General features: G+C 58.4%; 28 protein-coding genes. 14 read left to right on the forward strand and 14 right to left on the reverse strand.

The annotated features are described in order from the left end of the window. The first annotated feature begins 142 nt into the window (after positions 1-142). On the forward strand, positions 143-865 hold the full coding sequence (locus tag NF78_RS13840; protein WP_225885296.1) for a substrate-binding periplasmic protein: 723 nt from the start codon (positions 143-145) through the stop codon (positions 863-865). On the opposite strand, the gene NF78_RS28260 is transcribed toward NF78_RS13840, so the two are convergent. Both NF78_RS28260 and NF78_RS13850 read right to left on the reverse strand, forming a co-directional pair. Further along, positions 804-4,244: an EAL domain-containing protein gene (locus NF78_RS28260; RefSeq protein WP_052050403.1), complete on the reverse strand. Its 3,441-nt coding sequence runs from the start codon at positions 4,242-4,244 to the stop codon at positions 804-806. The two genes, NF78_RS13840 and NF78_RS28260, sit on opposite strands and share 62 nt — an antisense overlap. Before the next feature lie 237 nt (positions 4,245-4,481). Further along, positions 4,482-5,195 (reverse strand): lysozyme, encoded by a 714-nt coding sequence (locus tag NF78_RS13850; protein ID WP_081972615.1) that lies wholly within the window; start codon positions 5,193-5,195, stop codon positions 4,482-4,484. A 253-nt stretch (positions 5,196-5,448) separates the two neighbouring features. On the opposite strand from NF78_RS13850, the gene NF78_RS13855 reads away from it, so the two are divergent. Beyond that, complete coding sequence (locus NF78_RS13855) at positions 5,449-6,765, forward strand: M16 family metallopeptidase (RefSeq protein WP_035987237.1); 1,317 nt, start codon at positions 5,449-5,451, stop codon at positions 6,763-6,765. Between the two features lie 12 nt (positions 6,766-6,777). Beyond that, a complete protein-coding gene (locus NF78_RS13860) occupies positions 6,778-7,638 on the forward strand; it encodes a fructosamine kinase family protein (RefSeq protein ID WP_035987240.1) in 861 nt (286 codons plus the stop codon). Here the strand turns inward: NF78_RS13860 and NF78_RS13865 are convergent. Further along, complete coding sequence (locus NF78_RS13865; RefSeq protein ID WP_052050404.1) at positions 7,627-8,679, reverse strand: alpha/beta hydrolase; 1,053 nt, start codon at positions 8,677-8,679, stop codon at positions 7,627-7,629. The two genes, NF78_RS13860 and NF78_RS13865, sit on opposite strands and share 12 nt — an antisense overlap. An 18-nt stretch (positions 8,680-8,697) precedes the next feature. After that, positions 8,698-9,672 (reverse strand): IS1634 family transposase, encoded by a 975-nt coding sequence (locus NF78_RS13870; protein WP_052049762.1) that lies wholly within the window; start codon positions 9,670-9,672, stop codon positions 8,698-8,700. 97 nt (positions 9,673-9,769) lie between these two features. Between NF78_RS13870 and NF78_RS33250 the strand changes: the two genes are divergently transcribed. Continuing rightward, positions 9,770-10,126 (forward strand): hypothetical protein, encoded by a 357-nt coding sequence (locus NF78_RS33250; protein WP_035987242.1) that lies wholly within the window; start codon positions 9,770-9,772, stop codon positions 10,124-10,126. On the opposite strand, the gene NF78_RS31170 is transcribed toward NF78_RS33250, so the two are convergent. The 6 genes from NF78_RS31170 to NF78_RS13900 all read right to left on the reverse strand — a co-directional run bounded on the left by NF78_RS31170 (position 10,018) and on the right by NF78_RS13900 (position 15,614). Next, the gene (locus NF78_RS31170; protein ID WP_318655471.1) at positions 10,018-10,398 is read right to left on the reverse strand and encodes a DNA gyrase C-terminal beta-propeller domain-containing protein; all 381 of its coding nucleotides are present in this window, start codon (positions 10,396-10,398) and stop codon (positions 10,018-10,020) included. The genes NF78_RS33250 and NF78_RS31170 overlap by 109 nt on opposite strands. Before the next feature lie 266 nt (positions 10,399-10,664). Next, entirely contained in the window at positions 10,665-10,958 is a 294-nt protein-coding gene (locus NF78_RS33475) for a type II toxin-antitoxin system RelE/ParE family toxin (RefSeq protein WP_072016076.1), read from the reverse strand. Further along, on the reverse strand, positions 10,955-11,179 hold the full coding sequence (locus NF78_RS13885) for an addiction module protein (RefSeq protein ID WP_035987246.1): 225 nt from the start codon (positions 11,177-11,179) through the stop codon (positions 10,955-10,957). Before NF78_RS13885 ends, NF78_RS33475 begins: the two co-directional genes overlap by 4 nt. Before the next feature lie 107 nt (positions 11,180-11,286). After that, positions 11,287-11,937, reverse strand: a complete 651-nt coding sequence (locus NF78_RS13890) for a DUF3226 domain-containing protein (protein ID WP_197064835.1) — start codon at positions 11,935-11,937, stop codon at positions 11,287-11,289. Positions 11,938-11,939: 2 nt separating this feature from the next. Continuing rightward, complete coding sequence (locus tag NF78_RS13895) at positions 11,940-13,082, reverse strand: AAA family ATPase (protein WP_035987248.1); 1,143 nt, start codon at positions 13,080-13,082, stop codon at positions 11,940-11,942. A 156-nt stretch (positions 13,083-13,238) separates the two neighbouring features. After that, entirely contained in the window at positions 13,239-15,614 is a 2,376-nt protein-coding gene (locus NF78_RS13900) for a heavy metal translocating P-type ATPase (RefSeq protein ID WP_035987250.1), read from the reverse strand. 425 nt (positions 15,615-16,039) lie between these two features. Here NF78_RS13900 and ggpS point away from each other — a divergent pair, with 425 nt between their 5' ends. The 6 genes from ggpS (at position 16,040) to NF78_RS13925 (ending at position 21,782) form a co-directional block, all read left to right on the forward strand. Then, positions 16,040-17,554, forward strand: a complete 1,515-nt coding sequence (ggpS, locus tag NF78_RS13905; RefSeq protein ID WP_035987252.1) for a glucosylglycerol-phosphate synthase — start codon at positions 16,040-16,042, stop codon at positions 17,552-17,554. A gap of 399 nt (positions 17,555-17,953) precedes the next feature. After that, positions 17,954-19,627: a glycerol-3-phosphate dehydrogenase/oxidase gene (locus tag NF78_RS13910; protein ID WP_035987254.1), complete on the forward strand. Its 1,674-nt coding sequence runs from the start codon at positions 17,954-17,956 to the stop codon at positions 19,625-19,627. A 105-nt stretch (positions 19,628-19,732) separates the two neighbouring features. Continuing rightward, positions 19,733-20,722, forward strand: coding sequence for an NAD(P)H-dependent glycerol-3-phosphate dehydrogenase (locus NF78_RS13915; protein WP_052050407.1), 990 nt, complete (start codon positions 19,733-19,735; stop codon positions 20,720-20,722). A gap of 107 nt (positions 20,723-20,829) precedes the next feature. Continuing rightward, positions 20,830-21,000: a BrnT family toxin gene (locus NF78_RS33480; RefSeq protein ID WP_412768522.1), complete on the forward strand. Its 171-nt coding sequence runs from the start codon at positions 20,830-20,832 to the stop codon at positions 20,998-21,000. A gap of 79 nt (positions 21,001-21,079) precedes the next feature. Continuing rightward, positions 21,080-21,322, forward strand: coding sequence for a type II toxin-antitoxin system BrnA family antitoxin (brnA, locus tag NF78_RS13920; RefSeq protein ID WP_035989733.1), 243 nt, complete (start codon positions 21,080-21,082; stop codon positions 21,320-21,322). A 4-nt stretch (positions 21,323-21,326) separates the two neighbouring features. Beyond that, the gene (locus tag NF78_RS13925; protein WP_035987256.1) at positions 21,327-21,782 is read left to right on the forward strand and encodes a YaiI/YqxD family protein; all 456 of its coding nucleotides are present in this window, start codon (positions 21,327-21,329) and stop codon (positions 21,780-21,782) included. A gap of 45 nt (positions 21,783-21,827) precedes the next feature. On the opposite strand, the gene NF78_RS29465 is transcribed toward NF78_RS13925, so the two are convergent. Together NF78_RS29465 and NF78_RS13930 are read right to left on the reverse strand one after the other, a co-directional pair. Further along, entirely contained in the window at positions 21,828-22,193 is a 366-nt protein-coding gene (locus tag NF78_RS29465; protein WP_156119763.1) for a DUF2442 domain-containing protein, read from the reverse strand. Further along, complete coding sequence (locus NF78_RS13930) at positions 22,186-22,428, reverse strand: DUF4160 domain-containing protein (protein ID WP_035987258.1); 243 nt, start codon at positions 22,426-22,428, stop codon at positions 22,186-22,188. Before NF78_RS13930 ends, NF78_RS29465 begins: the two co-directional genes overlap by 8 nt. Positions 22,429-22,708: 280 nt before the next feature. Here NF78_RS13930 and NF78_RS13935 point away from each other — a divergent pair, with 280 nt between their 5' ends. Then, the gene (locus tag NF78_RS13935; protein ID WP_035987260.1) at positions 22,709-22,918 is read left to right on the forward strand and encodes a hypothetical protein; all 210 of its coding nucleotides are present in this window, start codon (positions 22,709-22,711) and stop codon (positions 22,916-22,918) included. 53 nt (positions 22,919-22,971) lie between these two features. Here NF78_RS13935 and NF78_RS13940 read toward each other — a convergent pair whose 3' ends face one another. Further along, on the reverse strand, positions 22,972-23,457 hold the full coding sequence (locus NF78_RS13940; RefSeq protein ID WP_035987263.1) for a DUF4079 domain-containing protein: 486 nt from the start codon (positions 23,455-23,457) through the stop codon (positions 22,972-22,974). 234 nt (positions 23,458-23,691) lie between these two features. Here NF78_RS13940 and NF78_RS13945 point away from each other — a divergent pair, with 234 nt between their 5' ends. The 3 genes from NF78_RS13945 to NF78_RS13955 are packed head-to-tail and all read left to right on the forward strand — an operon-like array spanning position 23,692 to position 26,058. Continuing rightward, positions 23,692-24,162: an Lrp/AsnC family transcriptional regulator gene (locus NF78_RS13945; RefSeq protein ID WP_035987265.1), complete on the forward strand. Its 471-nt coding sequence runs from the start codon at positions 23,692-23,694 to the stop codon at positions 24,160-24,162. A 9-nt stretch (positions 24,163-24,171) separates the two neighbouring features. Further along, complete coding sequence (locus tag NF78_RS13950) at positions 24,172-24,816, forward strand: LysE/ArgO family amino acid transporter (RefSeq protein ID WP_035987267.1); 645 nt, start codon at positions 24,172-24,174, stop codon at positions 24,814-24,816. A gap of 36 nt (positions 24,817-24,852) precedes the next feature. Next, complete coding sequence (locus NF78_RS13955; protein WP_052050409.1) at positions 24,853-26,058, forward strand: murein hydrolase activator EnvC family protein; 1,206 nt, start codon at positions 24,853-24,855, stop codon at positions 26,056-26,058. Positions 26,059-26,140: 82 nt separating this feature from the next. On the opposite strand, the gene NF78_RS32970 is transcribed toward NF78_RS13955, so the two are convergent. Further along, positions 26,141-26,275: a hypothetical protein gene (locus tag NF78_RS32970; RefSeq protein ID WP_263970599.1), complete on the reverse strand. Its 135-nt coding sequence runs from the start codon at positions 26,273-26,275 to the stop codon at positions 26,141-26,143. Between the last annotated feature and the right edge of the window lie 151 nt (positions 26,276-26,426).

Here is a 26,426-nt window from a genome sequence, read left to right on the forward strand (position 1 = left end):
CTTGCAGTACTGTCTTCACCATTCCATGAATGGTGGGCGATTTCAAGGGATGGCCGGGGCCCGGCACCGGGGGATGGTCAGCGGAGGGCGACAGCCCTCTAAGGCCGACCAGGTTTGGTGTCACAATAGCGGATAACTATGGTTGTTCGCACCGTTTATGGATTTCACCACCGTTCGCCCTGCTCAGCTAACGATTGTCGCCAGCGATTTTGACGCTCGACCCATGAGTTTTATCCAGGAGGGGGAACGCTTGGGCTACGAACCCGCCGTGGCGCGGGCCGTTGGCGAGGTGCTGGGGCTGGAGCCCGTCTGGGTGGATATTGCCCCCGACCAGTTTTACCCCGCCCTCAGCACCGGCAACTACGACGTGGTGTGGTTTAGCCAGGCGATTACCCAGGATCGCCGCGCCTGGGCCGACTTTACCCGTCCCTATGGGCGGTTTGATGAGGCGGTACTGGTGCGCGAAGACAGCCCCATCCACACGGCCGCAGACCTGGCGGGCAAGCGCCTCGGCATCCTAGCGGGCACCACCTCGATCGCCCTGCATGAAGCGCTACCCGACCTGGAGTGGGTAACTTTTGTGGGTGCAGATCAGACCCTGTCAACCCTGCTAGCGGCCCTGGGAGAGGGCGCGATCGACGCGCTGGTGGGCGATGCCCTGCCCCTACTGACGACCGAAGCCGATACCGGTACCCTGCGGGTAGCCTTTCAGCTACCCACCCAGCATCCCTTTGGCATCGGCGTTTTGCCAGGCAACCGGGAGTTGCTAGAGGCCCTCAACCAGGCCCTCAATCAGCTGATTGTCAACGGCACTCTGGCCAAGCTGTGGGCCCAGTGGCTTCCCTATAAGCCGTTTCCGTTCTAGGCCGGAGGGCCGAGCGGTTGAGCTGGCCGATCAGGGCCGTGGCCGCCTCTACCGACAGGGGCGGAAAGAAATGGTAGCCCTGCCCACCCTGGCAGTGGTGCGATCGCAGGTAGTGGGCCTGCTCGGCGGTTTCAATCCCCTCGGCAATGACGCTGAGGTGGAGGTTGGCGGCCAGGCTCAGAATGGCTTTGACAATCTCGTCGTTGCCCTGGTTCTGGGTAGGACTGTTCAGCGTGGTGACAAAGGATTTATCGATTTTGAGCACGTCGATGGGAAAGCGATGCAGGTAGCTGAGGGAGGAATAGCCCGTGCCAAAGTCATCCATACAGATTTGAATGTGGCGCTGGCGCAGCTGCTGAAGCAGATCGATGGCCAGCTGGGCGTTTTGAATCAGCACACTTTCGGTAATTTCGACCTTGAGATGCCGTCCCTGGAGACCATTGCGAACCAGGGCCCCGTCGATCTGCTGGATCAGGTCGGGGCGCACGAACTGCTTGCCGGAGAGGTTGACGCTGACGCTGAGCGCCTGGCTGGCGGCGAACTGCCGGTGCCACTGGCTGAGCTGACAGCAGGCCTGATTGAGGGTCCTGCGATCGAGCGCGGTGATCAACCCTAGATTCTCGGCCATGGGAATAAAGTCCAGGGGCGGCACCAGCCCCCGCTGGGGGTGCTGCCAGCGCACCAGGGCCTCAAACCCCTGGGGAATCCCGGTGACCAGATCGACGAGGGGCTGATAGAACAGCCTCAGCTCTGAGCGCTCCAGGGCACGGCGCAGGTCGTTTTCGAGCTGCATTTGCTGGACGACCAGGGCGTGCATGGGGGCATCGAAAATGGCGTACTCGCGGTTGCTGCCCTTGGCTTTGTACATGGCGATGTCGGCGTCGCGCAGGATCTGGTTGGGGTCCGTGTAGGCGGGTGAACTCAGGGCAATGCCAATGCTGGTGTGGATGAAGACCTCGTGGCCCTCCAGCAGCACCGGGGCTTCGAGAATGGCATGAATGCGGTGGGCCATAGCGATGGCATCGGTGGCATCGCTGAGGTCGGCCAGCAGCACCACAAATTCGTCGCCCCCCAGACGGGCAGCCAGATCCGCTGAGCCCAGGCAGGTCTGCAGGCGCTGGGCCACCACCTGGAGCAGCTGATCGCCAATGGTGTGGCCCAGGCTGTCGTTGATGACTTTGAACCGGTCGAGGTCGAGAAACAGCAGGGCAAACTGGCGATTCGCAGAGCGTTCTGTCCCGGCATCGCCGCAGGAATCGATCGGGCCATCTGAGGACCAGGAGCCTGGAGCAGTGCTGGACTGGCCCTGGTCATGCAGCCGATCGAGCGCCTGGGCCAGCCGTTCCAGGAATAAAGTCCGGTTGGGTAGGCCGGTGAGGCGATCGTGGGAGGCATCGTAGCGCAGCTGGGCCTCCAGCCGCTTGCGCTCGGCCAGCTCCCCCTGGGCCTGGGCGTACAGCTCGGCCTGGTGAATGGCGATCGCCAGGTGGTCGGCCACCCGCTTGATCAACTTGACTTCATCCTGGCTCCACTGCCGGGCATGGGGGCACTGGTGCACGCTCAAAATGCCTTTGACCACGCCCCGGTAGCGAATGGAGACCGCCAGTATGGCCCCAATTTCGAGTTTTAGGGCCAGGCCTAGCTGTGGGACCAAGACGGGCTCCTGGGTGACATCGTTGACGACCACCGGGGCTTCCTGTTGCAGCACTTTCCGGGCGTGGGGGTTGCCCTCGATCGGGATAATCTGCCCCTCTAAGTTGTCGCAGCCCGGCACGCTGGCCGTGCTGGTGTGGGTTAGGTAGGCGTCGGTGGCCTGGCAGAGCACCACCAGGCTCCGGCTAGCCTGAAACGTCTGCAGCATTTCGGTTGCCGTTCGCTGCAGTAGGGTGTTGAGCTCCAGGCTGTCGCTGATGGCGCTGATGATATTGTTGAGCAGCGTTTCCTGGCGGGCCAGGGTGGCGGTTTGATCCAGCAGCTGACTCTGCTGCAGGGCAATAGCCACCTGGTCGGCCAGCTGAACCAGCAGGGCGATCTCCTGGGACTGCCACTGGCGTGGGCCTCGGCAGTGGTGAACACACAGCAACCCCCACAGCTCGCTGCCGCAGTTGATCGGGACAACCAGGTTGGCCTGCACCTGAAACCGCGCCAGCAACGCTCGGTAGCAGGGGGCGATATCGGCCTGACTGACATTGCCGATAGGGTGGGTACGGCCCTGGCGGTAGCTGTGGACCAGCTCAGGGCTGGTCAGAAAGCAGGTATCTTCGACGGTGAGGCCCAGGGTGGCGGCCCAGGGGGGCAGCACCGCCTCGACTACCATGGTGCCGCTGAAGTCAGGGTTGAAGCGGTAAATCAGCACCCGATCGGTCTGCAAGAACTGCCGGATTTGGGTCACGGTGGTCTGCAAAATTGCGTTCACATCCAGCGACTGATGGATGTGCTGGGTCATGGTGCGAATCAGGCGCTCCTCTTCGGCCTGGCGGCGCAGAACCGTTTGGGCTTCGACCAGGAGCGTGATGTCGGTGGCAACGGAACCAAAAATGGGGCTGTTGTCGCCATCGGTGCCCACCGGAAACAGCACGGAACGGTAGACCTTTTGCCGATCGCCCAGCTGCAGCGTATCTTCGACCGTCAGTGGAGTCTGGGTTTTCACCAGCTGCCGCACTCGGGCCATAAAGGTGTTGGCGATCACCGCTGGCAGCAGGTCGACAAAGGCTTTGCCGACGATCTCCTCGGGCCTCAGCCCAAACTGGTCAGCGGTGGCCCGGTTGACCCGCAGGTAGCGCCCATCGATATCAAAGATATTGACCAGGGCCGGGGTGTTGTCGATAAAGGCCTGCATTTGCTGGTGGGCGTCGACCAGGGCCTGATCGGTCGGCCTGCGATCGCCCAGGTCGAGCCCAACGCCGTGCAGCGATTGCTGGGCCTGCCGCTGCTCGCTGAGGTCCTGGCCCAGGCTGGCGATCTGCCGGACCTGGCCCTCAGGGCTGGCCCAGACGGTATAGTTCCAGGCAATCAGACGTCGATCGCCGCTGCGGGTTAATACTTCGCCGCTGTGGTGGGTGGGGCACTGCCTGCGGGCGATCGCCGCCGCAAAGAGCGCTTGTTGCTCCTGCCGCTGCTCAGCGGGAACAAACAGCTCAAACCAGCTGCGGCCGACGACGTCCTGGCTTTGCCAACCGATCAGCTCGAGCAGGTAGTCGTTGCAAAAGACGATGTTGCCCCCGGTATCGGTAATCAACCCGGCCAGAGCCATACTGTTCAGCAGGGTGCGAAAAGGCTGCTCAGGGGCTTGCGGCTCACTGATGGGGTCAGTCGTTGCGGTTTGTGCCCGCCCTGCGGGCGAGGGGTCGGGGGCAATCGACATCCCATCATCGTTCATACAGGCGGCTCTTGGAGGGCAAACGGGACGGAGGACTTCACGCTTTGGCCGTTTAGGGACAGATTAACCAGGGGGAAACAACTTATTTTTCCCCACCTGGCCCCATCCTTTGGAGCCGCGATTTACAGCTCTTAATGCTTCTTTCTTAATGCTCTTTATCGTAGCGACCTACCCACAAAAATTTGGGGATGGTGCGATCGCACCATCCCCAAACCCGCATACCAAATTCAGCGGGGTCTACATAAACTGCTGCCAGTTTTCGCTGCGGTAGAGGGCCCGTTCGGCCCGGCGCCGTCGCTGCAGGCCGGGCATCACGTTGCCCCCGGCGTAGACCCAGCGGCCAAATTCTTCGGCAGCCCCAGCAAAGTCGCCCGCATTGTGTTTCTTCAGCAGCGTCGAGGTCTGCAAATTGCCGGGACCAACATTGAAGGTAAAGGACACCAGGGCCGAAAACTGATCGCTGGTGGGAGTGCGGGTGACCGCGTTGGCCACCACCTTTTCGTACTTGGCCAGGTCGCGCTTGAGAATGTCTTCAGCCTCGGCTCGGGTGATGGTCAGCCCCCGGTACACCTGGGGTGGCCCGGCGGCAGAGGTGTGACCGTAGCCAATGGTCCAGGGTTCGCCGCCGGTACCGGGGTCGGGGTAGGCACTGAGACTCAGTCCCTCAAACCCTTTCACAATTTCTAAGCCAGCGGCGTTGATGGTGTTGCCCGGTGGGGGCGGTGGGGGTGGCGGCGGCGGCAGGGGCTGTGGCTCCGGTGCTCCGGTACCGATGGACACCGTCATGGCGCGGGGGTAGTCGCTGCGCAAAAACCAGGTTCGGATGCTGCCAATATTGACCACCTGCTCTTTGGGGTTGGTGCTGGAGGGGTATTTGGTAATTCGAGAGATCCAGTAGCCTCCCTGCATCAGGTAAATCGCAATGTCTGTTTCTTTGATCCAGGTGCCCATGAAATCTCCCCGGAATAGGCCGCATACCAGGAATTTACAATACTTTCGCCAGAATGGGACACTGAATTCTGCCATTTTGGCCCGGACACGAAACCCTGTCTCCCGCTACGGGCGCAACATTGCTCTGCGGTTGGCTGGAGAAACGGTCAGGGCGTCAGGGTATGGATGTGCCAGGCAGGCGATTCAGTCGTTAAGATGTTCTAAGGTTTGCGTTTTTCAGGCTTAATGTTTTTTCAGGTTGCGAATTTTTGCTATGGCTTTGCTCTCAGCGACCGCTGATCTGCCTTCTCGCCTGGTTTCTCCCACCATTCGTCGCCTGCCCAACGGCCTGACGGTCATTGCTGAGCAAATGCCTCTGGAGGTCGTCAACCTGAGCCTCTGGCTGCGGGTGGGCTCGGCGGTCGAAAGCGACGCCATCAACGGCATGGCCCATTTTCTGGAGCACATGATTTTTAAGGGCACCCAGCAGTTGCAGTGCGGCGAGTTTGAGCGCCGGGTGGAAGAGCGCGGGGCCTTTACCAATGCCGCCACCAGCCAGGACTATACCAAGTACTACATCACCACCGCCCCCCAGGACTTTGTCGCCCTGGCGCCGCTACAAATTCAGATGGTGATGACCCCCCGCCTCAGCGACGATGACTTTGAGCGCGAGCGCCCGGTGATTCTAGAAGAAATTCGCCGCGCCGACGACAACCCCCGCCGCCGCACCTACGCCCGCACCATGGAACTGGTGTTCGACCGCCTGCCCTACCGTCGCCCGGTGCTGGGCCCGGCCTCGGTGGTGGAAACCTTGACCCCGGCACAGATGCGCACCTTCCACAGCACCTGGTACCAGCCCCAGAGTATGACGGCGGTGGCGGTGGGCAACCTGTCGGTGGAAACGCTGATTGCCACGGTGGCCGAAGGATTTGACCGGGCCATGGCCCAGCGCACCCCCCCCGCTACTCCTGCCGTAATGGAGCGATTTAAGCCCCTGGTGCCCGGCGACCTGGAGCCCCCCTTCGAGTCGGTGCGGCGGGCTGTCCACATTGACCCAGCCCTGGCCCAGGCGCGCCTGCTGATGGCCTGGCGAGTGCCTGGAATAGCCCAGCTCGACGACACCTATGGCCTGGATATTGTGGCCTCAATTTTGGGGCGGGGGCTGACCTCGCGGCTGGTGCGCGACCTGCGCGAAGACCGCAAGCTGGTGACCAGCATTAGCTGTAGCAACATGACCCTGGCCCACCAGGGGGTGTTTATGGTGTCGGCCCAGCTGCCAACAGAGAATCTGGCGGTGGTCGAGGCCGCGATCGCCCAGCACATTGCCACCATCACCCAGGTGCCGGTGAGCCAGGCCGAGCTGCGCCGGGTGCAGACCCAGGTGGCCAATCGGTTTGTGTTTGCCAACGAAACCCCCAGCGATCGGGCCGGGCTCTACGGCTACTACCACACCCTGACTGGCGACATCGCCGAAGGCCTCAACTACCCGGCCTACATCCAGAAGCTCTCCGTCGAAGATGTGCTGCGGGCAGCCCAGAGCTACCTCTCGGCTGAGGCCTACGGCGTGGTTGCCCTCCAGCCAGCAGCTTAGGGCGGGTTGAGTATGTGGACTGCGATCGCTCAGCATATTGCCGCCAAAACTGGCACCGCCTTTACCGTGGCCGACCGGCGATCGGTGGGAGGTGGCTGCATCAATCAGGCCTACCAGCTCAGCGACGGCCGCCAGTCGTTTTTCATTAAGCTCAACCAGGCGTCGCAGGTGGCTATGTTCGAGGCCGAGGCCCTGGGCCTGAAGGAGATGTACGACAGCCAGACCATTCGCGTGCCCAAACCGATCGCCTGGGGCATAGTGGATGGCTCGGCCTACATTGCCCTGGAGTGGCTGGATCTGGGCGGCGGCGGCGAGGCCTGGGGCCGCATGGGCGAGGCGCTGGCCGCCATGCACCGGGTGACCCACGATAAAGGCTTTGGCTGGCACCAGAACAACACCATTGGGGCCACCCCCCAGCCCAACCCCTGGACGGCCACCTGGCTGGAGTTTTACCGCGAGCACCGGCTGCGCCACCAGTTTCGCCTGGCGGGCCGTCGCGGCGGGCGGTTTCCGCGTCAGCACGAGCTGCTGATGGTGCTGGGCGATCTGCTGGCAAACCACGACCCGGCCCCCAGTCTGGTGCACGGCGACCTGTGGTCGGGCAATGCGGCGGTGACGACGGAGGGTGAGCCGGTGATTTTGGACCCGGCGACGTATTACGGCGATCGCGAGGTGGACATCGCCATGACCGAACTATTTGGCCGCTTCCCTGCTGCCTTTTATGACGCCTACAATGCTGCCTACCCGCTCGATGCAGGCTACAAGACCCGCAAAACGCTCTACAACCTGTACCACATCCTCAACCACTTCACGCTATTTGGCGGCAGCTACGAATCACAGGCCAACCGCATGATCGATCAGCTACTGCGGTGACGTGTTGGGGGTATTGGCAGGCCCGGTGGACTGCTCTAAAAACTCAACCGACCGCTCTAGGGCGAGCTGACCCGCCTCGCTGTCTAAAACAAACTGGTACTCGTGGCCCAGCCCCGGTTCGTGATCGGTGGGAAAGAATAGGGTATTGACTGGCACCCCCAGTTGCTCCAGGCGATCGGCCAGGGGCAGCGAATGGGGCAGCAGCGGGTCGGCATTGCCTGCCGAGATAAACGATGGCGGAAAGTTGGCGGTAACGTAGTCGGTCACGTTGGCCAGAGAAAAGTAGGCGTTTTCTGAAAAATTTTTGTCGCCGCTGTAAGACCACAGCACGGTAGTCATGAACCAGCCAAAGGCCCCGCTGAGGTTAGCCGCATGGATGTTGTAAGGTCCGCAGTAGAGCACCATGCCCGCAATCTGCTCGGGAGTCACCGTGGGAGTAATGCCGAGCGCCTGGGCGTAGGTGGGCTCGGTGATCGCCACGGCGAGCTGAGCTGAGATGTGAGACCCCGCCGAGTCTCCGGCCAAAAATAGGCGGTTGGGGTCTACATGCAGGCGATCGCTGTGCTTGACCAAATACCCCAGCGCCTGGTTGACCTGGCGAATGGGGGTGGGAAACGTGGCCCTCGGCGCGATGGAATAGCCGACGCTGACGACGGTAAAGCCGCGAGCAGCCAGCACCTGGGCATAGTTGCCGATCTGTTCTTTGTCGCCTGAAATATACGCGCCGCCGTGGCTCCACACTACCGTCGGCAGCGTCTCGCCCTCGGCCAGGTCGGCGGGAAAGTAGACATCGAGGTAGGCATTGCGATCGCCTACCGCATAGTTCTCATCGAGAATCGACGATACGGTATCTGGCAAGTGGGATTCGAGGGCCGCAGAAATGTCTGCCGCACCGGCATCAAAGGCTCTGCGAATCAGCAGCGCTGAGGGCCAGGGGCTGAGGCGAAAGGCGGCATAGGGCCAGCACCAGCCACCACCAACAGCCCCAGCGCCGAGGCCAGCCCCACCGCCAGCGCTTTGCCGTAGCGTTTTAGCCGACATTCCGCAGGTTGACAGGAGTTAATTTAGGAGATAGTACCGGCAGGCCGGGAAGCCCATAAGGCGAACGATTTTGTTGCGTTCTTCTGAGAGGTTGCTGACCTGCTGAGAAGAGCCGATAGAGACCAAGTGAATGGCCTGAAACTTCTGCAAAATCCAGCGAAAGGTCGGATTGCGAGTGGGGCGCTGCTTTTGGTCGAGCACCGTGTCATCGGCTTGGGCGAGCTGCGCTCTGAGTTTGCGCTGGCCAAGACTGTAGACCAGCAGCGTCAAGGCCATGACGAGGGCGAGGGCCTCAACCCGCTGCGGTTTTTTGACAAAGACACTGCTGGTGAAGAAGAGGGGGTCTTTGAGAAAGCGAAAGCCGCGCTCAACGTGCTGCTGAGCTTTGTACTCTTGCAGCAGGCGCTGGGCCGGGTAGGTGTCGTCATCCAGGACGTTGGTAGCCAGAATGAAGCGACGATAGCGCTGTTGGCACTGGGCCTCATACTCAGCGGTGCGTTCCAGGGTCGCCTGCCATTGATAGCCTAACGTCGGTGAGTCTGAGGGTTGAGAGCGCTTGGGCCGACCGGGGGGACGCTTAGCAGCGACCGAGACCAGCGCCACCTGAGTCAGGGTGTAGCCGGTGAGGGAGTCTTGAAAGCGCAGGAGTGCATCCATGGCATCGGGCTTACAGGCAAACACCTGGCTACAGAGTTGGCGCAACGACCGTTGCAGCCCCTTTTCCTGCTTTTCGAGGGGTTTGAGCCAATCCTCTGACTCGCGTCGGTGCGGGCTTTCCACCAGAATCCAGCGCTGTTCCACCCCAGCGTAGCGCTGCCGTTGTTCCCACAGCCGATAGCCGTCGAGGTCACAGGGCCTCTCGCTCAGCGAATCGGGGGCGCTATCCACCAGGGTTTGAGCCGCTTTGAGGGTTTGTGGCACTCGGCTCAACCAGGGCAAACTCCCCACCTGCTGGAGGTTGGGTTCACTGTAGAACGCCGCATCGGCCACCATCAAAGCGGGCGTCTGCCACTGCTAGATCTGACCGTAGAAACAGTCAAAGCTCTGCCGGTTTGGGATCAGTTTAGATAGCATCGGGCTAGATAAATAGATGGTAGAAGGCGTATCCATACCACCGCGTCCCGGCTACACCCTGCCGGTGTTTGCCTGTGCCGGGGCGATCGCCGCCCTGCGGCACCTGCTCAACCCAGGCGATCGCCCCCACTCATCCATTGGCCAGCGGGCAGGGGACACCAGTGACCCGGCCTTTCTGCGCAATTGGGACTTTCGCTCGGCCTCGGCGGATGTGGCCGAGTCGGCGGGCAAAATGCTCTATGCCGACTACGTGGAGTCGGGCACCTACCCCGTGATCATGGCCAACAAGTTTGGCGGCGTGATTTTCCACGAAGCCTGCGGCCACCTGCTGGGCATCCCCCGCGAGGCGCGGGAGCCCTCGGCGATCTGGTAGGCCCGCAGGGCGTAGGTGACGCCGCGATCGCTGAAGAACAGCAGGTAGTCGTGGGTGTAGCAGGTGATGAAGTGCTGCACGCCATCGTCTTCCTTCATTTTGGCCCCGGCCTTGCCCCGAGTGGCGCGGCTCTGGGCCTCAAAGGTGGCCACGGGCATGCGTTTGATATAGCCCTGGTCGGTGACCAGAATCACCACCTGCTCGTTGGCGATCAGCGAAATGTCGGTGAGCTCCGCTGATCTAGATTCTCTATCTCCAAGACGCGATCCCATGGCTTGCCCTGAGCTTACCTCAGCCCCGCCAAATATTCTTTTTGTCAACCTGCGGAATGTCGGTTTTAGCCTCAAATCTTTTGAGCTATTGGCCATAGAAACCTTGTCGCCACTCAAGGGCCACACCAATAGTATCAGGCCTGCTTTTGAGGCTCAAAACGTCTGGCTTGCCACGACAGCAGGAGTTCGGCCATGGGGCGATCGCGCTTTTGTCAGAGGTCGATAGGTGATTTCCACCATTGCTTGGGCAAGGTTGCCTGATCAAACTATCCGAGGCGCGATCGCCAGTACCCTGGCCTCTGCTTGCCGTGGGTAACTGCCAAAATCAAAATAGAATCTGCCTCAACCATGTATAAAATGCTGTACGGAAATTTGCGAACTATACACCGCCTGATGCCTGGAGCAACGCTAGGATAACGGTTTGGGGCTTCTCGCAAGCGGTAGACAGCATTCTCAACCGCATCAATAAAAGCCTGTGCCAGGTCAACCCGCTGTTCGGCATAGTACTGGATAGCTTGTGAATATTCAGCCAGTGCCTCTGGATGAAAAACGTACTTCATTGATTCAGAAGATTTCTCGCTTGAGCAAGTGCTTCATCCCCAGGAATGGTTTGTACGGTGCCAGCCAAAATTTCATCCCGCCGCCTCTGGGCTTCAGCAATCCATTCGGCTTGAATAGCCCCATCTACTGTTTCTAAACTTGCCAACAACTCCTCCACAAGCTGAATTTTGAGATTGTCAGGAAGAGCAAGCGCTTCAGTCATTAATTGATCAATTGACATAGCTAATACCAATCCAATGTGAAGCGAGCGGAAAAACCAAAACTAGAATCATTGAGTAGCAAGGCTCTTAGGCGTTGGATTATGATCATCTTTATCAAATATTGGTATTACAGGTCATATAGCTCTTTAAACCAACTCACAAAGTTCTGAGCCTCTATGTGTGTTGGCTCCAGTATCCTTTCTGTAACGGCGTTGTGTAATTGTCTGCCTGGTGGAGATTGCCAAGCTAGCCAAGTATATATACAAGCCTTATCATAATGAGCCTCAATATAAGAGGCTCCTTTTCTTGAAGCCTCTTGGGATACTTCTTTCGCATACTCCCATAACAGTTGGCTAGTTGTAGGAATCATATATGTTAAAAAAGTCTCAAGCATGCCTTGAGTTTTATTGTCTGGCATGATCCAGACTCCAAATTTTATCCCAGAACCTGTAGTATGAATCAAGCCTGATTCCGGCAAATATTCAGGAATATCAGGAATGCTTTTCAGGCAAGCATTTCTAATACTCCCCCAACGCGCATCTAGATTATCATCAGCGTCTACAACCATACCTAAGGCTATCAAGCCAGAAGCTTTAAGTTCTGTGGAAATAAAATCTGTATTAATAAACCCATCGCTACCATAATCTTCTATATAAACAACTGCGTTGCTTGCTGATTCCCCCCAATCAACTCCGTTTGCCTCCATTAGTTTTGGAATTACTCTCTTGTCTTGACTTCCTTCAACAATTAGTTTCTTGGTTGTGTACTTACTTATCATTGCTATCGAACCTCAATGCCCCTTTTGGCAGCAATGACAATTTCTGACTCACTAAATGCAACGCTTACGCTTTGGTCTCGTTCTATTCTCTGAATTGTAATTCCATCCTCTGACAAGATATCTTGGTCAACGATGGTAGCTAAGCTAGTCCAGCAATCACTGCTATGTGTGGTCGCAAAAACTTGTACATCGAGTCTTTTCGCTGTTTCCCATATTAATTTCCACATATCGGACATTGCAGTAAAATGCAGGCCAGTATCAATTTCATCAACAAACAAAACACCGCTAGTTGAACTGACTGTTGATAGTGCGAGTCCTAGCATACGCCATATGCCATCTCCCATACTTCCAATAGGCACCCTTTGTTCACCATCAGACAAATTCACTACAAACCCTCCGCGTGCTTCGGAGCGACGAAACCTTTCAGATCCAAGTGATGCAATTCGCTCGATTCTAGGTTCGATAACTTGAAGAGCCTCCTGTACCAGATTTTCTTCAGGAGTTAGCACAATCTGCTCAAATAGCTCTATCGTCCTTTCAGATGTAAGTGCCGATGACGTGACGAACTGAGTTTTTGTGTCCAAGCCTTTTGCACGTCCTATTGGTCTTAACCGACGGATATAGTCTTCCGTTAACTTTCCATCGCTTGACAATGGTCGTTCCCAGGCATCTTGCTCATTTCCATAAAGCCATTTGATAGTAAGATCTAGGACATTGAAATCGTTTGGACTATCTTCAAAAACGTAATCGTCAAGCATTTTTAGCTGTTCACCATTGTCAGAAGTCTTTTCGTAAAGTCTTCTAAGTGGTCGCAACCCTACTTTTGCCGTGAGCTTTTCTAGTCTACTTTCACCTGTGCCTAACACTGAAAACTCGCTACCTGGTTCAATCTGATGCCCATGGAAAAGATGGCAAACATCTAGCTCCCTGTACCTTTTTCGTTCATCCCAGGAGTATTCACCTCGACTGACCATTGAATCTCTAAGGGGCTCAAGATTATTCCTCGAGCACAATAGTTGAATGGCCTCTAAAACTGATGTTTTTCCACTATTGTTAGTGCCTACTAACAAATTTAATCTGCCGAGATTACGAAGCTCGAAAGACTTGAAGCTACGAAAATTTTCGATTTTTATTTCTCTCAGCATTGTATTTTCGTCTTGCAGTACCAGTAATTGAATGAAACCTAAACGCTCTTTAATGCTGTGATATCCTCGTTAGTCTGATGCTATACCGCTAAGACAGTTAGTTGAGTGTTCTTTCTTGGAAAAATTATTGATAGAACCATATTAATAGCAACTAGATCATTCCTGGCGCAGCAGAAGGGAGTTAACCACCACCGCCACCGAGCTAAATGCCATCATGCCGCCTGCGGCGGCGGGGGTCAGGCTGACTCCGGCGGTGGGGAGCAGCACCCCTGCAGCGAGGGGGATCGCCACCAGGTTGTAGGCAAAGGCCCAGGCCAGGTTTTGGCGAATTTTGTTAAACGTAGCGCGGCTGAGAGTGAGGGTTTCGAGCAGGGCGGAGAGTTGGTCGCCCATAAGAATGACGTCGGCGGTTTCCATGGCGATGTCGGTGCCGGAGTGGAGGCTGATGCCGACATCGGCTTGAGCCAGGGCTGGGGCATCGTTGATGCCGTCGCCCATCAGCGCTACGGTGTGGCCACTGTCTTGGAGCTGGCGGATCGCATCGACTTTGCCCTGGGGGGAAACTTCGGCGGTGACCTGGTCGGGGTTGAGGTGGATCTGGGCGGCGATCGCACCCGCCACTTCCTTTCTATCCCCCGTCAGCACCCGCACCTGTAGCCCCTGGTCTTGCAGGTCTTTGACTACGGCGGCGGCATCGGGGCGGAGCTGATCGGCGATCGCAACCAATCCCACCACCGCATCCCCCAGCGCCACATACACCACCGTCTGCCCCGCTTCCGCCCGGGCCTTGGCCTGATCTTGCACGTCGGCATCCAACATCATTTCTCGCTCGATCATCCACTGCTGGTTGCCCAGGGCGCAGGGCTGTACGGTGTTTCGCCAGGTAACTTGAGCCGCGACGCCGAGACCGGGTTGAGTATCAAACTCATCGGCTTGCAGCAGATCCAGTTCTCGCGCTGCTGCTGCCTGGTGAATGGCCTTGGCCAGGGGGTGTTGGGTGCCGCTTTCAACGGTGGCGGCCAGTTGCACAATGTCGGCCTCACTCAGGTCATCCGTCAGAGCTTGCACCTCGGTAACGGCGGGCTGGCCCAGGGTGAGGGTGCCCGTCTTGTCGAACACCACCGTGTCGAGGTGAGCAATGGTTTCGAGGCTGTCGCCGCCGCGCAGCAGCAGACCCCGCTCGGCCCCCAGACCCGAGCCGACCAGAATGGCGGTGGGGGTGGCGAGGCCCAGGGCGCAGGGGCAGGCGACGACCATGACGGCGATCGCCAATTTTAGACTCACCAGCAGTGTTGAAGAGGTGTAGGTCATGGTGTGCCCCATGTGGGCCATACCCAGAGCCGAATGCATCACCTCTGGCCACTGGTGCAGACCGATGAAATACCAAAACAGGAATGTGAGGGTGGCTAAAGTCATCACCCCGTAGGTGAAGTAGCCCGAGATCACGTCCGCCAACCGCTGGATCGGGGCCTTGCGGCTCTGGGCGGTTTCCACCAGGCGAATCATTTGGGCCAGCACGGTATTCTGGCCGGTGCCCGTGACCTGGAGGGCGATCGCGCCACTCTGGTTCAGCGTGCCCGCCGTTACCCCGTCGCCAGGCTGCTTCAACACCGGCATCGACTCGCCGGTCAGCATCGACTCATCCACGGTGCTCTGGCCCGAAACTATCGTGCCGTCGGCGGGCACTTTTTCGCCGGGCAGCACCTGCACCCACTCGCCCACCTGGAGGCAGCGGGCGGGCACTTCGACCCCGGTTTGGGCGATCCCAGCGGTGGCGGGGTTGGAGATCAGTCGGGCCACGGCAGGCTGGAGTTCGACCAGCGATCGCAGCGCGTCCGCCGCCCGGTACCGCGCCCGCTGCTCCAGGGTGCGGCCCAGCAAAATAAACGCCAGCAACATCACCGGCTCGTCAAAAAAGCACTCCCAGCCCAGGCCGGAGAACACCAGGGCTACCACGCTGGCCAGGTAGGCGCTGACGCTGCCCAGGGCCACCAGGGTATTCATGTTAGGGGTCAGCCGCCGCAACCCGGTCCAGCCATCCACCAAGATCGCTCGGGCCGGAAATGCCAGCGTCACCGTGGCCAGTACAGCGTGGAACCACAGGTCGCTGAGCACGGGAACGGTCAGCCAGCCGAAGTGGTTGAGGTGGCCAATGGCGGAGAGAACCAGGAGGGCGATCGCCACCCCCAGCCGCCGCCCCTGCTGCTGCTGTTCGGCCCGCTTAGCTTCGACCCAGGCCGTCAGGTCGTCGCCATCGCCATCGCTGGTTCTCGGCGTCGCCCCAAACCCCGCCTGGGCCACCTGCTCCGCCAGGTAGTCCGCCGTTACCGCGCCAATCTTTGTTTCGACTACCGCCACCTCCGTCACCAGGTTGACCGTCGCCGATCGCACCCCTTCTACCTGAGCCAGGCGATTTTCCACCGCCCGCACACATCCAGCGCACTTCATGCCGCTGATGTTGAGCACCACGGTTTGACTGGGCGATGGTTCTAAGGCGGCGGAATCGGCGGATTGGGCAGGGAGAACTTGCATGGGGCGAAACGCTAGGTGCAGCAGTAGATCTAGCCTACCAAGCCCTTTTGACCTGTAGGCATCGGCTGATTGAGCTAAAAAACTATTTTGGCGCTAAATCGTTCGTCCTCTGCCAGGACAAAGCTATCCCTAAAAACCCTAAAAAATCAGGTGTTTGGAACCCTCGGCTACGCTCAGCTATGGCTCAAAAATCTCTGCCGCTGTAGCCCCGCGCAGGCTCCAGAAATTTGGGCAATGCTCACAAAGATCATAGAATCCAGTCATGGCCTCTACCTATAGGCATAGGGATATACCCCCAGGTAGATGCCTACGTAGCTCTGTATACATAGAATTGCTACGTAATGTAACGATCTCTGTTGGAGTTTACACAGCAGCCGTCCCGCGCGCATTGCCAAAAGCAAACAAGCCAGGAGCAACAAGCCATAATGAAATCCTCTTTAGTCATTCTCTATCACCGCGAACCCTACGACGAGGTCGTTGAAAACGGCAAAACCGTCTATCGCGAGAAAAAAAGTCCCAACGGCATTGTGCCGACCCTAAAAAGTTTTTTTGCCAACGCCGACAGCAGCACCTGGGTCGCCTGGAAGCAGGTGGCCGAAGATAAGCAAGAGAGCTTTGACGACCGCGTAACCATGGAAGGCTGGAGCGATCGCGCCGTCATCCGCCGCATTCCCCTCAGCGCTGAGCGGGTCAAAGATTTTTACTACATCACCGCCAAAGAGGCGATCTGGCCCATCCTCCACTCCTTCCCCGAGCACTTCACCTACGAAAGCTCCGACTGGGAAAACTTCAAGTACATCAACAAGCTGTTTGCCGAAGCCGCCTGCGAAGAGGCTGCCGACGACGCCCTGATCTGGATTCACGACTACAACCTGTGGCTGACGCCCTTCTACATTCGGCAAAAAATGCCCCATGTGAAGATCGCCTTCTTCCACCACACCCCCTTCCCCGCCGCCGATGTGTTCAACATTCTGCACTGGCGCGAGGCGATCGTTGACAGCCTGCTCTGCTGCGACCTGTGCGGTTTCCACATCCCCCGCTACGTCGAAAACTTCGTCTCCGCCGCCCGCAGCCTGCGCGATGTCAATATTGTTGAGCGCAAGCCCGTGCCCGAGGCCTTTACCCCCTTCGGCACCGCCCTGGCCGAACCCGACATGACTACCCGGCTCGAATACAAAGGCCGCGTGGTCAATGTAGACGCCTTCCCCGTGGGCACCAACCCCGGCTACATCCACGAGATGGTCAACAAGCCCTCGGTGCAGCAGCGCGTGGCCGAAATTCGCAACGACCTGGGCGACAACAAGATCATCGTCTCGGCGGGCCGGGTTGACTACGTGAAGGGCGCGAAAGAAATGCTGCTCTGCTTCGAGCGGCTGCTGGAGCGCCGCCCCGAGCTGCGCGGCAAGGTTAACTTGATTATGACCGCCGTCAAAGCCGCCGCCGGTATGCGGGTCTACCGCACCGCCCAGAGCGAAATCGAGCAGCTGGTGGGGCAGATCAACGGCAAATACTCCACCCTCACCTGGAACGCCATTCAGCTCTTTACCGAGCCGATTCCCTTTGACGACCTGATGGCGCTGTACAAAACCGCCGACATCGCCTGGATTCCGCCCCTGCGCGATGGCCTCAACCTGGTGGCTAAAGAATACATCGCGGCCCACGGCGGCGAAGATGGGGTGCTGGTGCTCTCTGAGTTCACCGGCTCGGCGGTGGAGCTGCCCGATGCTATTCTCACCAATCCCTACTCCGACCAGAACATGGACGATTGCATTGACCAGGCCCTGGCGATGTCGCCCGAGGAGCAGCGTCGCCGCATGACCACCATGCACAACGCCATCACCCAGTACGACGTGCAGCAGTGGGCCAACCACATGTTTAGGGAAGCCAATGCGATCGACATTGCGGAACCAGAAGGTGAACGGGAACTGGCGATCGCCTGACCTGTTCCAGATCCCAGGGTGATCCCAGGCTTTAGATCCCAGGGTTCTTCCCCAGATCTATCGGTCGCACCCACTGCCTCCGCAAAACCCTGGGATCTCCTCGCGCTATTGGACAGCCCCCTGTGTAGGAGGATCTCAACCCACCCAAGTTAAGACCTGTAGCTGAGGCGATCGCCACCCCTGGCCAATCAAAGCTGACTATACCCATGGCTATAGCGCCCAGTGGGTGGCGGGCAGTGCCCACCCTACCGTGGCTTTTTACCTCAGATCTCGCCTGAAGCCGATGCGTTAGGCTGCCAAGAGAAAGCATGCTGTCAGCAGTTGGGTCGTGCCAGTGCTGCGCCCAACGGTCTTAGTCCCTGTTTTCTCGCCCCCGTAAACCCCGACCTCCTCACTCCCATGCGTAACTTGCAACCCCTCACCACCCAACCCTTCGACCTGATCGTCATCGGCGGCGGCATCAACGGTGCCGCCACCGCACGGGACGGGGCCCTGCGCGGGCTGCGTACCCTGCTAGTTGAGAAAGGCGACTTTGGGAGCGGCACCACCAGCTGGTCGAGCCGCCTGATCCACGGGGGCTTGCGGTACCTGGAGTACTTCGAGTTTCACCTGGTGCGGGAGTCCCTGCACGAGCGGGAGGTGCTGCTGCGGCAAGCGCCCCACCTGGCCAAGCCCCTGCAAATGACGATTCCCATCTACCGCAGCGGCTCGCGCAGCTACCGCATCATTCAGGTGGGCATGGTGCTCTACGACGTGCTCAGCTACGACAAGTCGCTGCCCAACCACCGCATGCTGTCGCGCCCCAAGACCCGGCAGCTGTTTCGCGCCGTAGATGCCGACGACCTGGCCGGAGCCGCCCAGTACTACGACGCCCAGGCTGAGCACGCCGAGCGCCTCTGCTTTGAAAATGTCCTCGACGCTCAGCAGGCTGGGGCCACGGTTTTGAACTACGCCCAGGTGGAGGATATTCAGCTGCGAGATCGCCGGATTACCGGGTTGACCTGCCGCGATCTGCTCAGCGACGACACTTTTGAGGTGGCCACCCACGAGCAAACCGTGGTGGTCAATACCTCTGGCCCCTGGGTCGACGAGGTGTGTGGCCTCAGCAACTCCCCCGTCAGCCGGGGGCAAAAAATTGGCGGCACCAAGGGCAGCCACATCATCGTCGATGCCTTTCCCGGCGCGCCCAGCTCCGCCCTCTATGTGGAGGCCAAGTCTGACGGTCGGCCCTTCTTCATTATCCCCTGGCTGGGCCAGTACCTGATCGGCACCACCGACGAGCGCTACAGCGGTGCCCTGGACAATATCAAGGCCGACGACGCCGAAATTGACTACCTGCTGAAGGAAACCAACGCGGTGCTGCCCGCCGCCCACCTCACCCGCCAGGACGTGCGCTTTACCTATGCTGGGGTGCGCCCCCTGCCCTACGCCGAGGGCAAAAAAGCGGGCAGCATCAGCCGCGCCCACATTCTCCACGACCACAGCCAGGAAGGGGCCACCAACCTGATCTCGCTGATTGGCGGCAAACTCACCACCCATCGCCAGGTGGGCGAAGAGTTTGTCGATGCGGTTTTCCGCAAGCGGGGTGAGGCGGTGCCCCCCTGCCCTACCCACCAGCGATCGCTGCCCGGAGCCCTTTTGCTAGACGATCGCCGCGTTGGCCAGTGGCACGATCGCTATCGCCACCGCATTCACACCGCCGTCCTCGACCACCTGATCGGCATCTACGGCGCTCGCACCGGCGACCTGCTGGCCCTGGTGGATGAGCACCCCGCCCTGGTCGAGCCCATCGTCGACTACGCCCACGACATCCAGGCCCAAATCGTCTTTGCCGTCCAGAGCGAAATGGCCTATACCTTTGTCGACATCCTGCGCCGCCGCACCACGGTGGCCATGCACCGCAACTACGGCTTTGATGCGCTCCCCGTAGTGGCTCAGGTGCTGGGCGAGTACTGTGGGTGGAGCGAGGAGCAGTGCGATCGCAATATCCGCGATTACCACCAGTTTATGGAGACCAACTGCATCCCTGACTACGCCATGGGGCAGGAGAGCCCGTTGCTACAAACCGCTTGAAGAGAGTAGGGGTAGGGAGTAGGGAGTAAGCAATTCATTTACACTACCCCTCCCACCCATCCACCCCCGACCCCCCACCCGTCCACCCCTTACCCACCCACTCCCATGCTCGCCACCCCCACCCTCGCCCAGGTCTTTGAAGACTACAAACATCGCCAGATCACCCTCACCATCCTCGGCTCCGGTGCCTGGGGCAAAGCCCTGGCCCACATTGCCAACAGCAATGGCCATACGGTGCGGGTATGGTCGCGCAGCGGCGATCTTTCCCTGGAGGATGCCGTCGCTGGGGCTGAGGTGATCATGTCGGCCATCTCGATGAAGGGGGTGCCGGAGCTGGTGCAGCGGCTGCGGGGGCTAAACATTCCTGAAACCACCATATTTGTGACCGCCACCAAGGGCCTGGATCCTGAGACAACCCTTACCCCTTCGGTGATTTTTCAGCAAGCGTTTCCGCACCACGCGGTGGCCGTACTCTCAGGCCCCAATCTCTCAAAAGAAATTGAGGCGGGGCTGCCCGCCGCTACGGTAATCGCCTGCGCCAATGAAACCGCTGCTGAGGCGGTGCAGCACCTGTTTGCAGGGGAAAACTTTCGCACCTACCGCAGCAGCGACCCCCTGGGGGCCGAGCTGGGCGGCACGCTCAAGAACGTGATTGCGATCGCCGTCGGGGTCTGCGAAGGGCTGGAGCTGGGTTCAAACGCGCGATCGGCGCTGATCACCCGCGCCCTGCCCGAGGTGATGCGGATCGGCACCCACCTGGGCGGCCAGCCCGAAACCTTTTTGGGCCTCTCGGGGCTGGGTGACATGCTCGCCACCTGCACCAGTGCCCTCAGCCGCAACTATCGCGTCGGCTACGGTCTGGCTCAGAGCAAGCCCCTGGAGCAAATTTTGGCGGAACTGGGCAGCACCGCTGAGGGGGTCAACACCGCCTACGTGCTCCACGACATTGCCCAGCGCGAGCAAATTTCGGTGCCGATCGCCCAGCAGGTGTACCTGTTGCTCAAGGGTGACATTTCTGCCGAAGAAGCGGTCGCCGCCCTAATGGAGCGCAAGCTCAAGGCCGAAGACTATCAAGAAATTTTGCAGTGCGATTGAGCAGCCAGCCATTGCTAAACGTTGTTTGTTGCTCCTTTGGCAATGGTAAGTGCTGTACTTGCTAGACTTGTGCTGTTGAATATCTTGGTGTCTTGCAGGGCTGCAGAGTGCAATTTGAGTATGATGTTAATAAGAGTCGAAGCAACCTAGCTAAACACGGCATTGACTTTGAAACAGCTAAGTTACTCTGGCGCGATCAATACCGGGTGGAGTTAGAGGCTACATCAAACGTGGAACCCCGTTCTTTGGTGATTGGCGCGATTGAGGGGAAGATCTGATCTGCAATTATTACCTATCGAGGGGCAAGTATTCGGATTATTTCTGTTCGTCGTTCTCGTGACAATGAGGTATTTCTCTATGAACGCTGAAGACCTAGATCACAAGTTTGACGAAGGCGAAGACGTTCTAGAGTATTTTGATCTTTCTACCCTTAGACGGCCTGGACTAGAGCCTCAAGCCATTGAAATTACTTTTCCTCAGTGGATGTTAGCTGCCTTAGATAAGGAAGCCAGGCGTTTAGGCGTGCAGCGCGAGGCTATCATTAAGCTTTGGTTGGCAGAACGTTTAGATGCAACCCTCGCTATCAAAACAGAAGCATAAAACTATGCAGATCTGGGTTGATGCTGACGCTTGCCCGAATGTGATTAAAGAGATTCTGTTTCGGGCTGCTAAGCGTGTGCAGGTGAAAACCACGCTGGTGGCAAACCAGGAACTGCAAATTCCTGGGTCTGACTACATTGAGGCAGTGCAGGTGCGATCGGGCCTAGATGTGGCCGACAACTACATTGCCCAGCAGCTACAGCCTGGCGATTTGGTGGTTACGGCAGATATTCCCTTGGCGGCAGATGCGATTGCAAAGGGAGCCTATGCCCTCAACCCGCGCGGCGAATTTTACGACCAGGGCAACATTCGCGAGCGCCTATCGATGCGAAATTTTTTAGATGAACTCCGCAGCGGCGGGGTAGAAACCGGTGGGCCGCGACCGTTTAGCCAGCGCGATACCGAAGCCTTTGCCAACCAACTCGATCGCTTTTTGACAAGGCAAAAACATCAGCTTTAGGGTTGGTCGAACTCTAGCTTCTTCGGTTTATAAGTACGGGTAGTTTTAAGAAGCTTGCTGATTTTGCCAGCGCTCTTGCAGCTTTGTCATCCAAGCACGGGTGCCAAACACTCCATTGAGCAGCCCTGATACAGTAAAATCGGCATCTAGCTTTTCCCAATGCAACCCTGTGCCACTAGGTGTAACTTCTACCATAGCTAAGTCTTCTGGTGCAGCACCACTTAACCCTTGAGCGATATCAGGGGGAAAACTAAAAATGGCTCCATTATTTAATCGCACCATGATCGATCGGTTCTGTGCATCGTAACTGGCGTCTATTGCCCGTGGCTCTACTCTAGCTGCTTGTACCGCAGTATCTCTAGCTCTTCGGAGATCTGCCAAAAACTGAGCTTCATCTATTTGATCAACCATGAATCTCCATCCAACGCTGTAATAACTCAACTTGGTGCTCAAAAACGATCTCTAGCGCTTTTCTAGCATCTTTATTACTCATATCGTACAGTTCTACGAGTTTAGGATTAGCTAAGCTGTCTCCCAGGTCTATCTTGGCTTCGCCACCGCCCTTAAAAACATGAACATGGGCTGGAATGTGGTCATCGGAATAGATGCGAAAGCTAAACCCGTCTTTTCTTAGAACCGTTGGCATAGCTTCATAGTACGAAATTTGCCTTGTAATTTGCTTGTCCTGTCATAGCTTCTTATCAATACGGTTGAGCTTTTAGAGCATATTTAGTACATTATTTCTTGCGGGGAATGGTTTAGGCGGGGAATGAGAGAGCTGGTACCTCTCCCAAACCCCTAATCATTCCGGACTTATCGTAGCTAAGCCGAAATGCCTGAACCTATTTTAGGTCAAGCCTTCGGTACGGCACCCTTACGGGATGCCCTAGGCGGTTCCCCGTTTTCTTTACCGAAGGTGAACACCCATGACTTACGAATTTCAACTGCCCGTGCGTAACCAAGAACTGGTGCGCCTGATTGCGATCGGTGACCACGGGGCCGTGCGCGATACCATTCACCAGCTCGGGGCTCTTGGCTATGCCGACCCCGATCGCTGGTCCAAGCTCACACCCACAGGCCGCGAGGACGAGTATCTCGCCATCCACACCCGCCGCTACGCCCCAGCGGCAGAGTAAGCAAAAGCCCCGGAGCAAGATTGCTCCGGGGCTTTTGATCAACAAAGAAATAACTAAATCGACAGGCCCAGGCGCAGGCCCAAAAAGGCGTGGACAAACATCACCGCCAGGGCCACGCTGCCCAGGTAGGCGTGGGCGGTGCGGAGAGCAGGCTTGCCGCCGCCAAACTTGCTAAACGAGATTGCCCCATTCAGCCCTAGCAGGGCAATCACCAGGCTGCCCGTCCAGAAGTGGGGGCTTTGAAAAATGTCTTGCTCCTGCATGACCAGCGACAGCACGCCGCCGGTATAGCCCAGGCTAATAAAGGTAAACATCCACAGGGCCAGACGCTTGTGGGTGTGGCGGTTTTCGGCTTTTTTCTGGGGGTCGTCGTTGCCAATGCGGCCCTTCCAGCCCAGGTAGGCGGTAAAGCTGCCCATCACAAAAATAACGATGCCCATCATCAGCGGGTGGCCCCAGTGGACGATCGGCTCGGGGGTGCCAAACCCGGCAAAGAAGTCGGCAATGGGCTGTAGGTAGCCGCGAATTGTAGAAACCATGATCCTCTCCCAACAGAGCAGTGAAAAGCGCCATTCCTAAGGTGCCACATTTTCTCTACCGAAAGGCATAGATGGGGTTTTGGATTGGGGCAGCGGCGCAAGACGGACGGCGAAGACCCCTGTAGGGGCATTGCGTGCGATACCCTTACAAGAATTTCAGTAAACCACAGGAAACTCTTAACTAGGGATTGGTTTATAAGATTAAAAGCCTCCCAAGAGTACTAAAGTAAGGTTATGGAACTCGATAGCCTTGACATCAAAACTCTATCTCTGCTTTGTCAGCGGGGGCGCATGACCTGGGCCGAGCTGGCGGGGCAGCTGGGTCTGTCGGCTCCAGCCGCCGCCGATCGCGTCAAAAAACTTGAAGAACGCGGCCTTATCAAGGGCTACAGTGCCTTGCTCGATGCCGAAGCCCTGGGGCTAGATCTAACGGCGTTTATCTCAGTGACCCTCGACCAGCCGCGCCATCGTGAGGGGTTTTTGGCAGCGGTGCAGGCCAGTGCCGAAATTTTGGAGTGCCACCACATCACGGGCGACGACGACTACCTGCTGAAGGTGCGCTGCTGCCACACCCGCGCCCTGGAGTCGCTGATTACCGATCGCCTCAAAGCCATCGAAGGCGTAGTCAAAACCCGCACCCTGATTGTGCTTTCGACGGTGAAAGAGACCCAGGTGCCATCCCTAGACCACTTGCACGAGCCTTAAGGAGGGGCTATGGAAGGCTGGATGTTGCTGAAAGGAATGGGGCTGGGGCTGGCGATCGCCGCTCCGGTCGGCCCTATTGGTTTGCTCTGCATCCGCAGGTCGCTCACCCAGGGCCAGCGGATGGGGTTGGTGACGGGGTTGGGGGCCGCCACCGCCGACGGGTTGTATGGCTGCATTGCTGGCTTTGGCCTCACCGCCGTAGCGGATCTGCTGACCAGCCACACCCGCGCCATGCAGCTGGTCGGGGGACTGTTTCTCTGTTATCTGGGCCTTACCACCCTGCGGGCCAACCCGGCCACCGAGGCGGCTCAGGTTGACCGCCGGGGGCTGTGGGGGGCCTACGCCTCCACCCTGGTCTTGACGTTGACCAACCCCGCGACTATTCTTTCCTTCATCGCAATTTTTGCCGGGCTGGGCCTGGTGGGTAGCAGCCAGTCGTGGGCTGCCTCACTGGCTTTAATTGTGGGGGTGTTTCTGGGATCGGCCCTGTGGTGGTTGTGCCTGAGCTGGGGTGTAACACTTTTTAGCCAAAGGCTGACACCCGCCCGGCTGAAGTGGTTAAATCGGCTGGCCGGGGCCGCCATTTTGGTCTTTGGGCTGGTAGCGATCGGCTTAGCCATTCGTACCAGCGGCGCGCCGACCGCCAGGGGTTGAGCTTCGAACTCTTCATTCCAGGGACTGCCTGTGACCATGCTGCAAACCGATCGATTCTCCGCCGTGAGCCCCAGGCGATCTGGGGGCTGGCGGCGGTGGCTGAGCCTGGGGCTGGCCCTGGTGTTGGTCGGCTGGTTGGGGCTCACGGCGGGAGACCGGGGGGTAGCGACCTCCTCTGACCTGGTGGCGCAGTCCATCGAGGAGTTGCAGAACAAGCAAAAAACCCTCGAACAGCAGCGCAACCAGCTTCAGCAGCAGCAAAACGAGCTGCAAAACCGCCAGGCCACCTCCGAATCGACCCTTCAAAGCCTGGAGAACAGCATTGTCTATACCGCCAACCAGATCGCCGAAACCGAGTTTCGCCTCAGCCAGGCGGAGAAAGAACTCAAGGACTTTGAAGCTCAGCTGAGGCAGGCCGAGGAGGACTACGAAGAGGTCCGCACGGGCACCGTGGCCCGGCTACAGTTCTTGCAGCGGCAGCAGGGCAGCGAGGGCTGGGCGGTGCTGCTGCAAAGCCAGAACTTTAACGAATTTCTCGATCGCCAGTATCAGCTCAAGCGGGTCTACGCCGCCGATCGCCAGGTGCTGGCCGACCTCAAGGCCAAAGCCGAAGCCATTCAAAAGCAAAAGGCTGCCGTTGAGGAAAAGCGCAACCAGGTTGCTCTGCTGCGTCAGCAACTACTCTCCCAGAAGCAGCAGTACGAGGCCGAGGCCAGCGAAGAGAAACAGCTGATCTCCCGACTCAAAGACCAGCGCAGCGCTCTGGAGGCCGCCGAAGCCCAGCTAGCCCGCGACTCCGAGCAGATCGCCAACCTGATTCGTCAGAAAATCGCGGCCAGCACGGGGGTGATTCGCGGCACGGGGCGGTTCGTCTTCCCTGCCAACGGCAGAATCTCCAGCGGCTTTGGCAACCGCCGCCACCCCATTTTGGGCTACAGCCGGTTCCACGCGGGCATCGACTTTGCCGCCAGCCAGGGCACCCCCATCTACGCCGCCGACTCGGGTCGCGTCATCTTCTCGGGGTGGTACGGCGGCTACGGCCAAACGGTAATCATCGACCACGGCGGCGGCATCAGTACGCTGTACGCCCACGCCAGCCGCCTGCTGGTCAGCGAGGGGCAGGCGGTGCAGCAGGGGCAAACAATCGCCGCGGTGGGCTCTACTGGCCTCTCTACCGGCCCTCACCTGCACTTTGAGGTACGGCAGAACGGGAATCCCGTGAATCCGGCGGGCTATTTGTAGGTAAGTGGGCAACGGCCAAACCCAGTGGTTTTACAAGCGCCAGAACCCGCCAACCCACCCACTCACCTACCCATCCACACCTCTAGCCCAGGCTCTTCTTGACGTGCTCCATGATCCGCATTTTGCGGGGGTCGTCGCCTTTGACGGGGACAATGTTGTCGAATTTGATTTTGGTGGTCAGGGCAATGTGCTGCTTGATTTGATCAGAATTGGCCACGGAGATACCTCAGGGTTAGGAACGACGGGGGAATGCCTGGAGCAATCAGGGCTTGAGCCGCAGAAGCCACCCCTGAATGCGAACCAACCAGGATTATTCTCCCCTTAAACAATTTAATGCATGTGCCCAGAGTTACTGCAAGTCCATGGAA

Origin of the sequence: Leptolyngbya sp. KIOST-1 (genome assembly GCF_000763385.1) — a bacterium.
Classification (GTDB): Bacteria; Cyanobacteriota; Cyanobacteriia; order Phormidesmidales; family Phormidesmidaceae; genus Nodosilinea.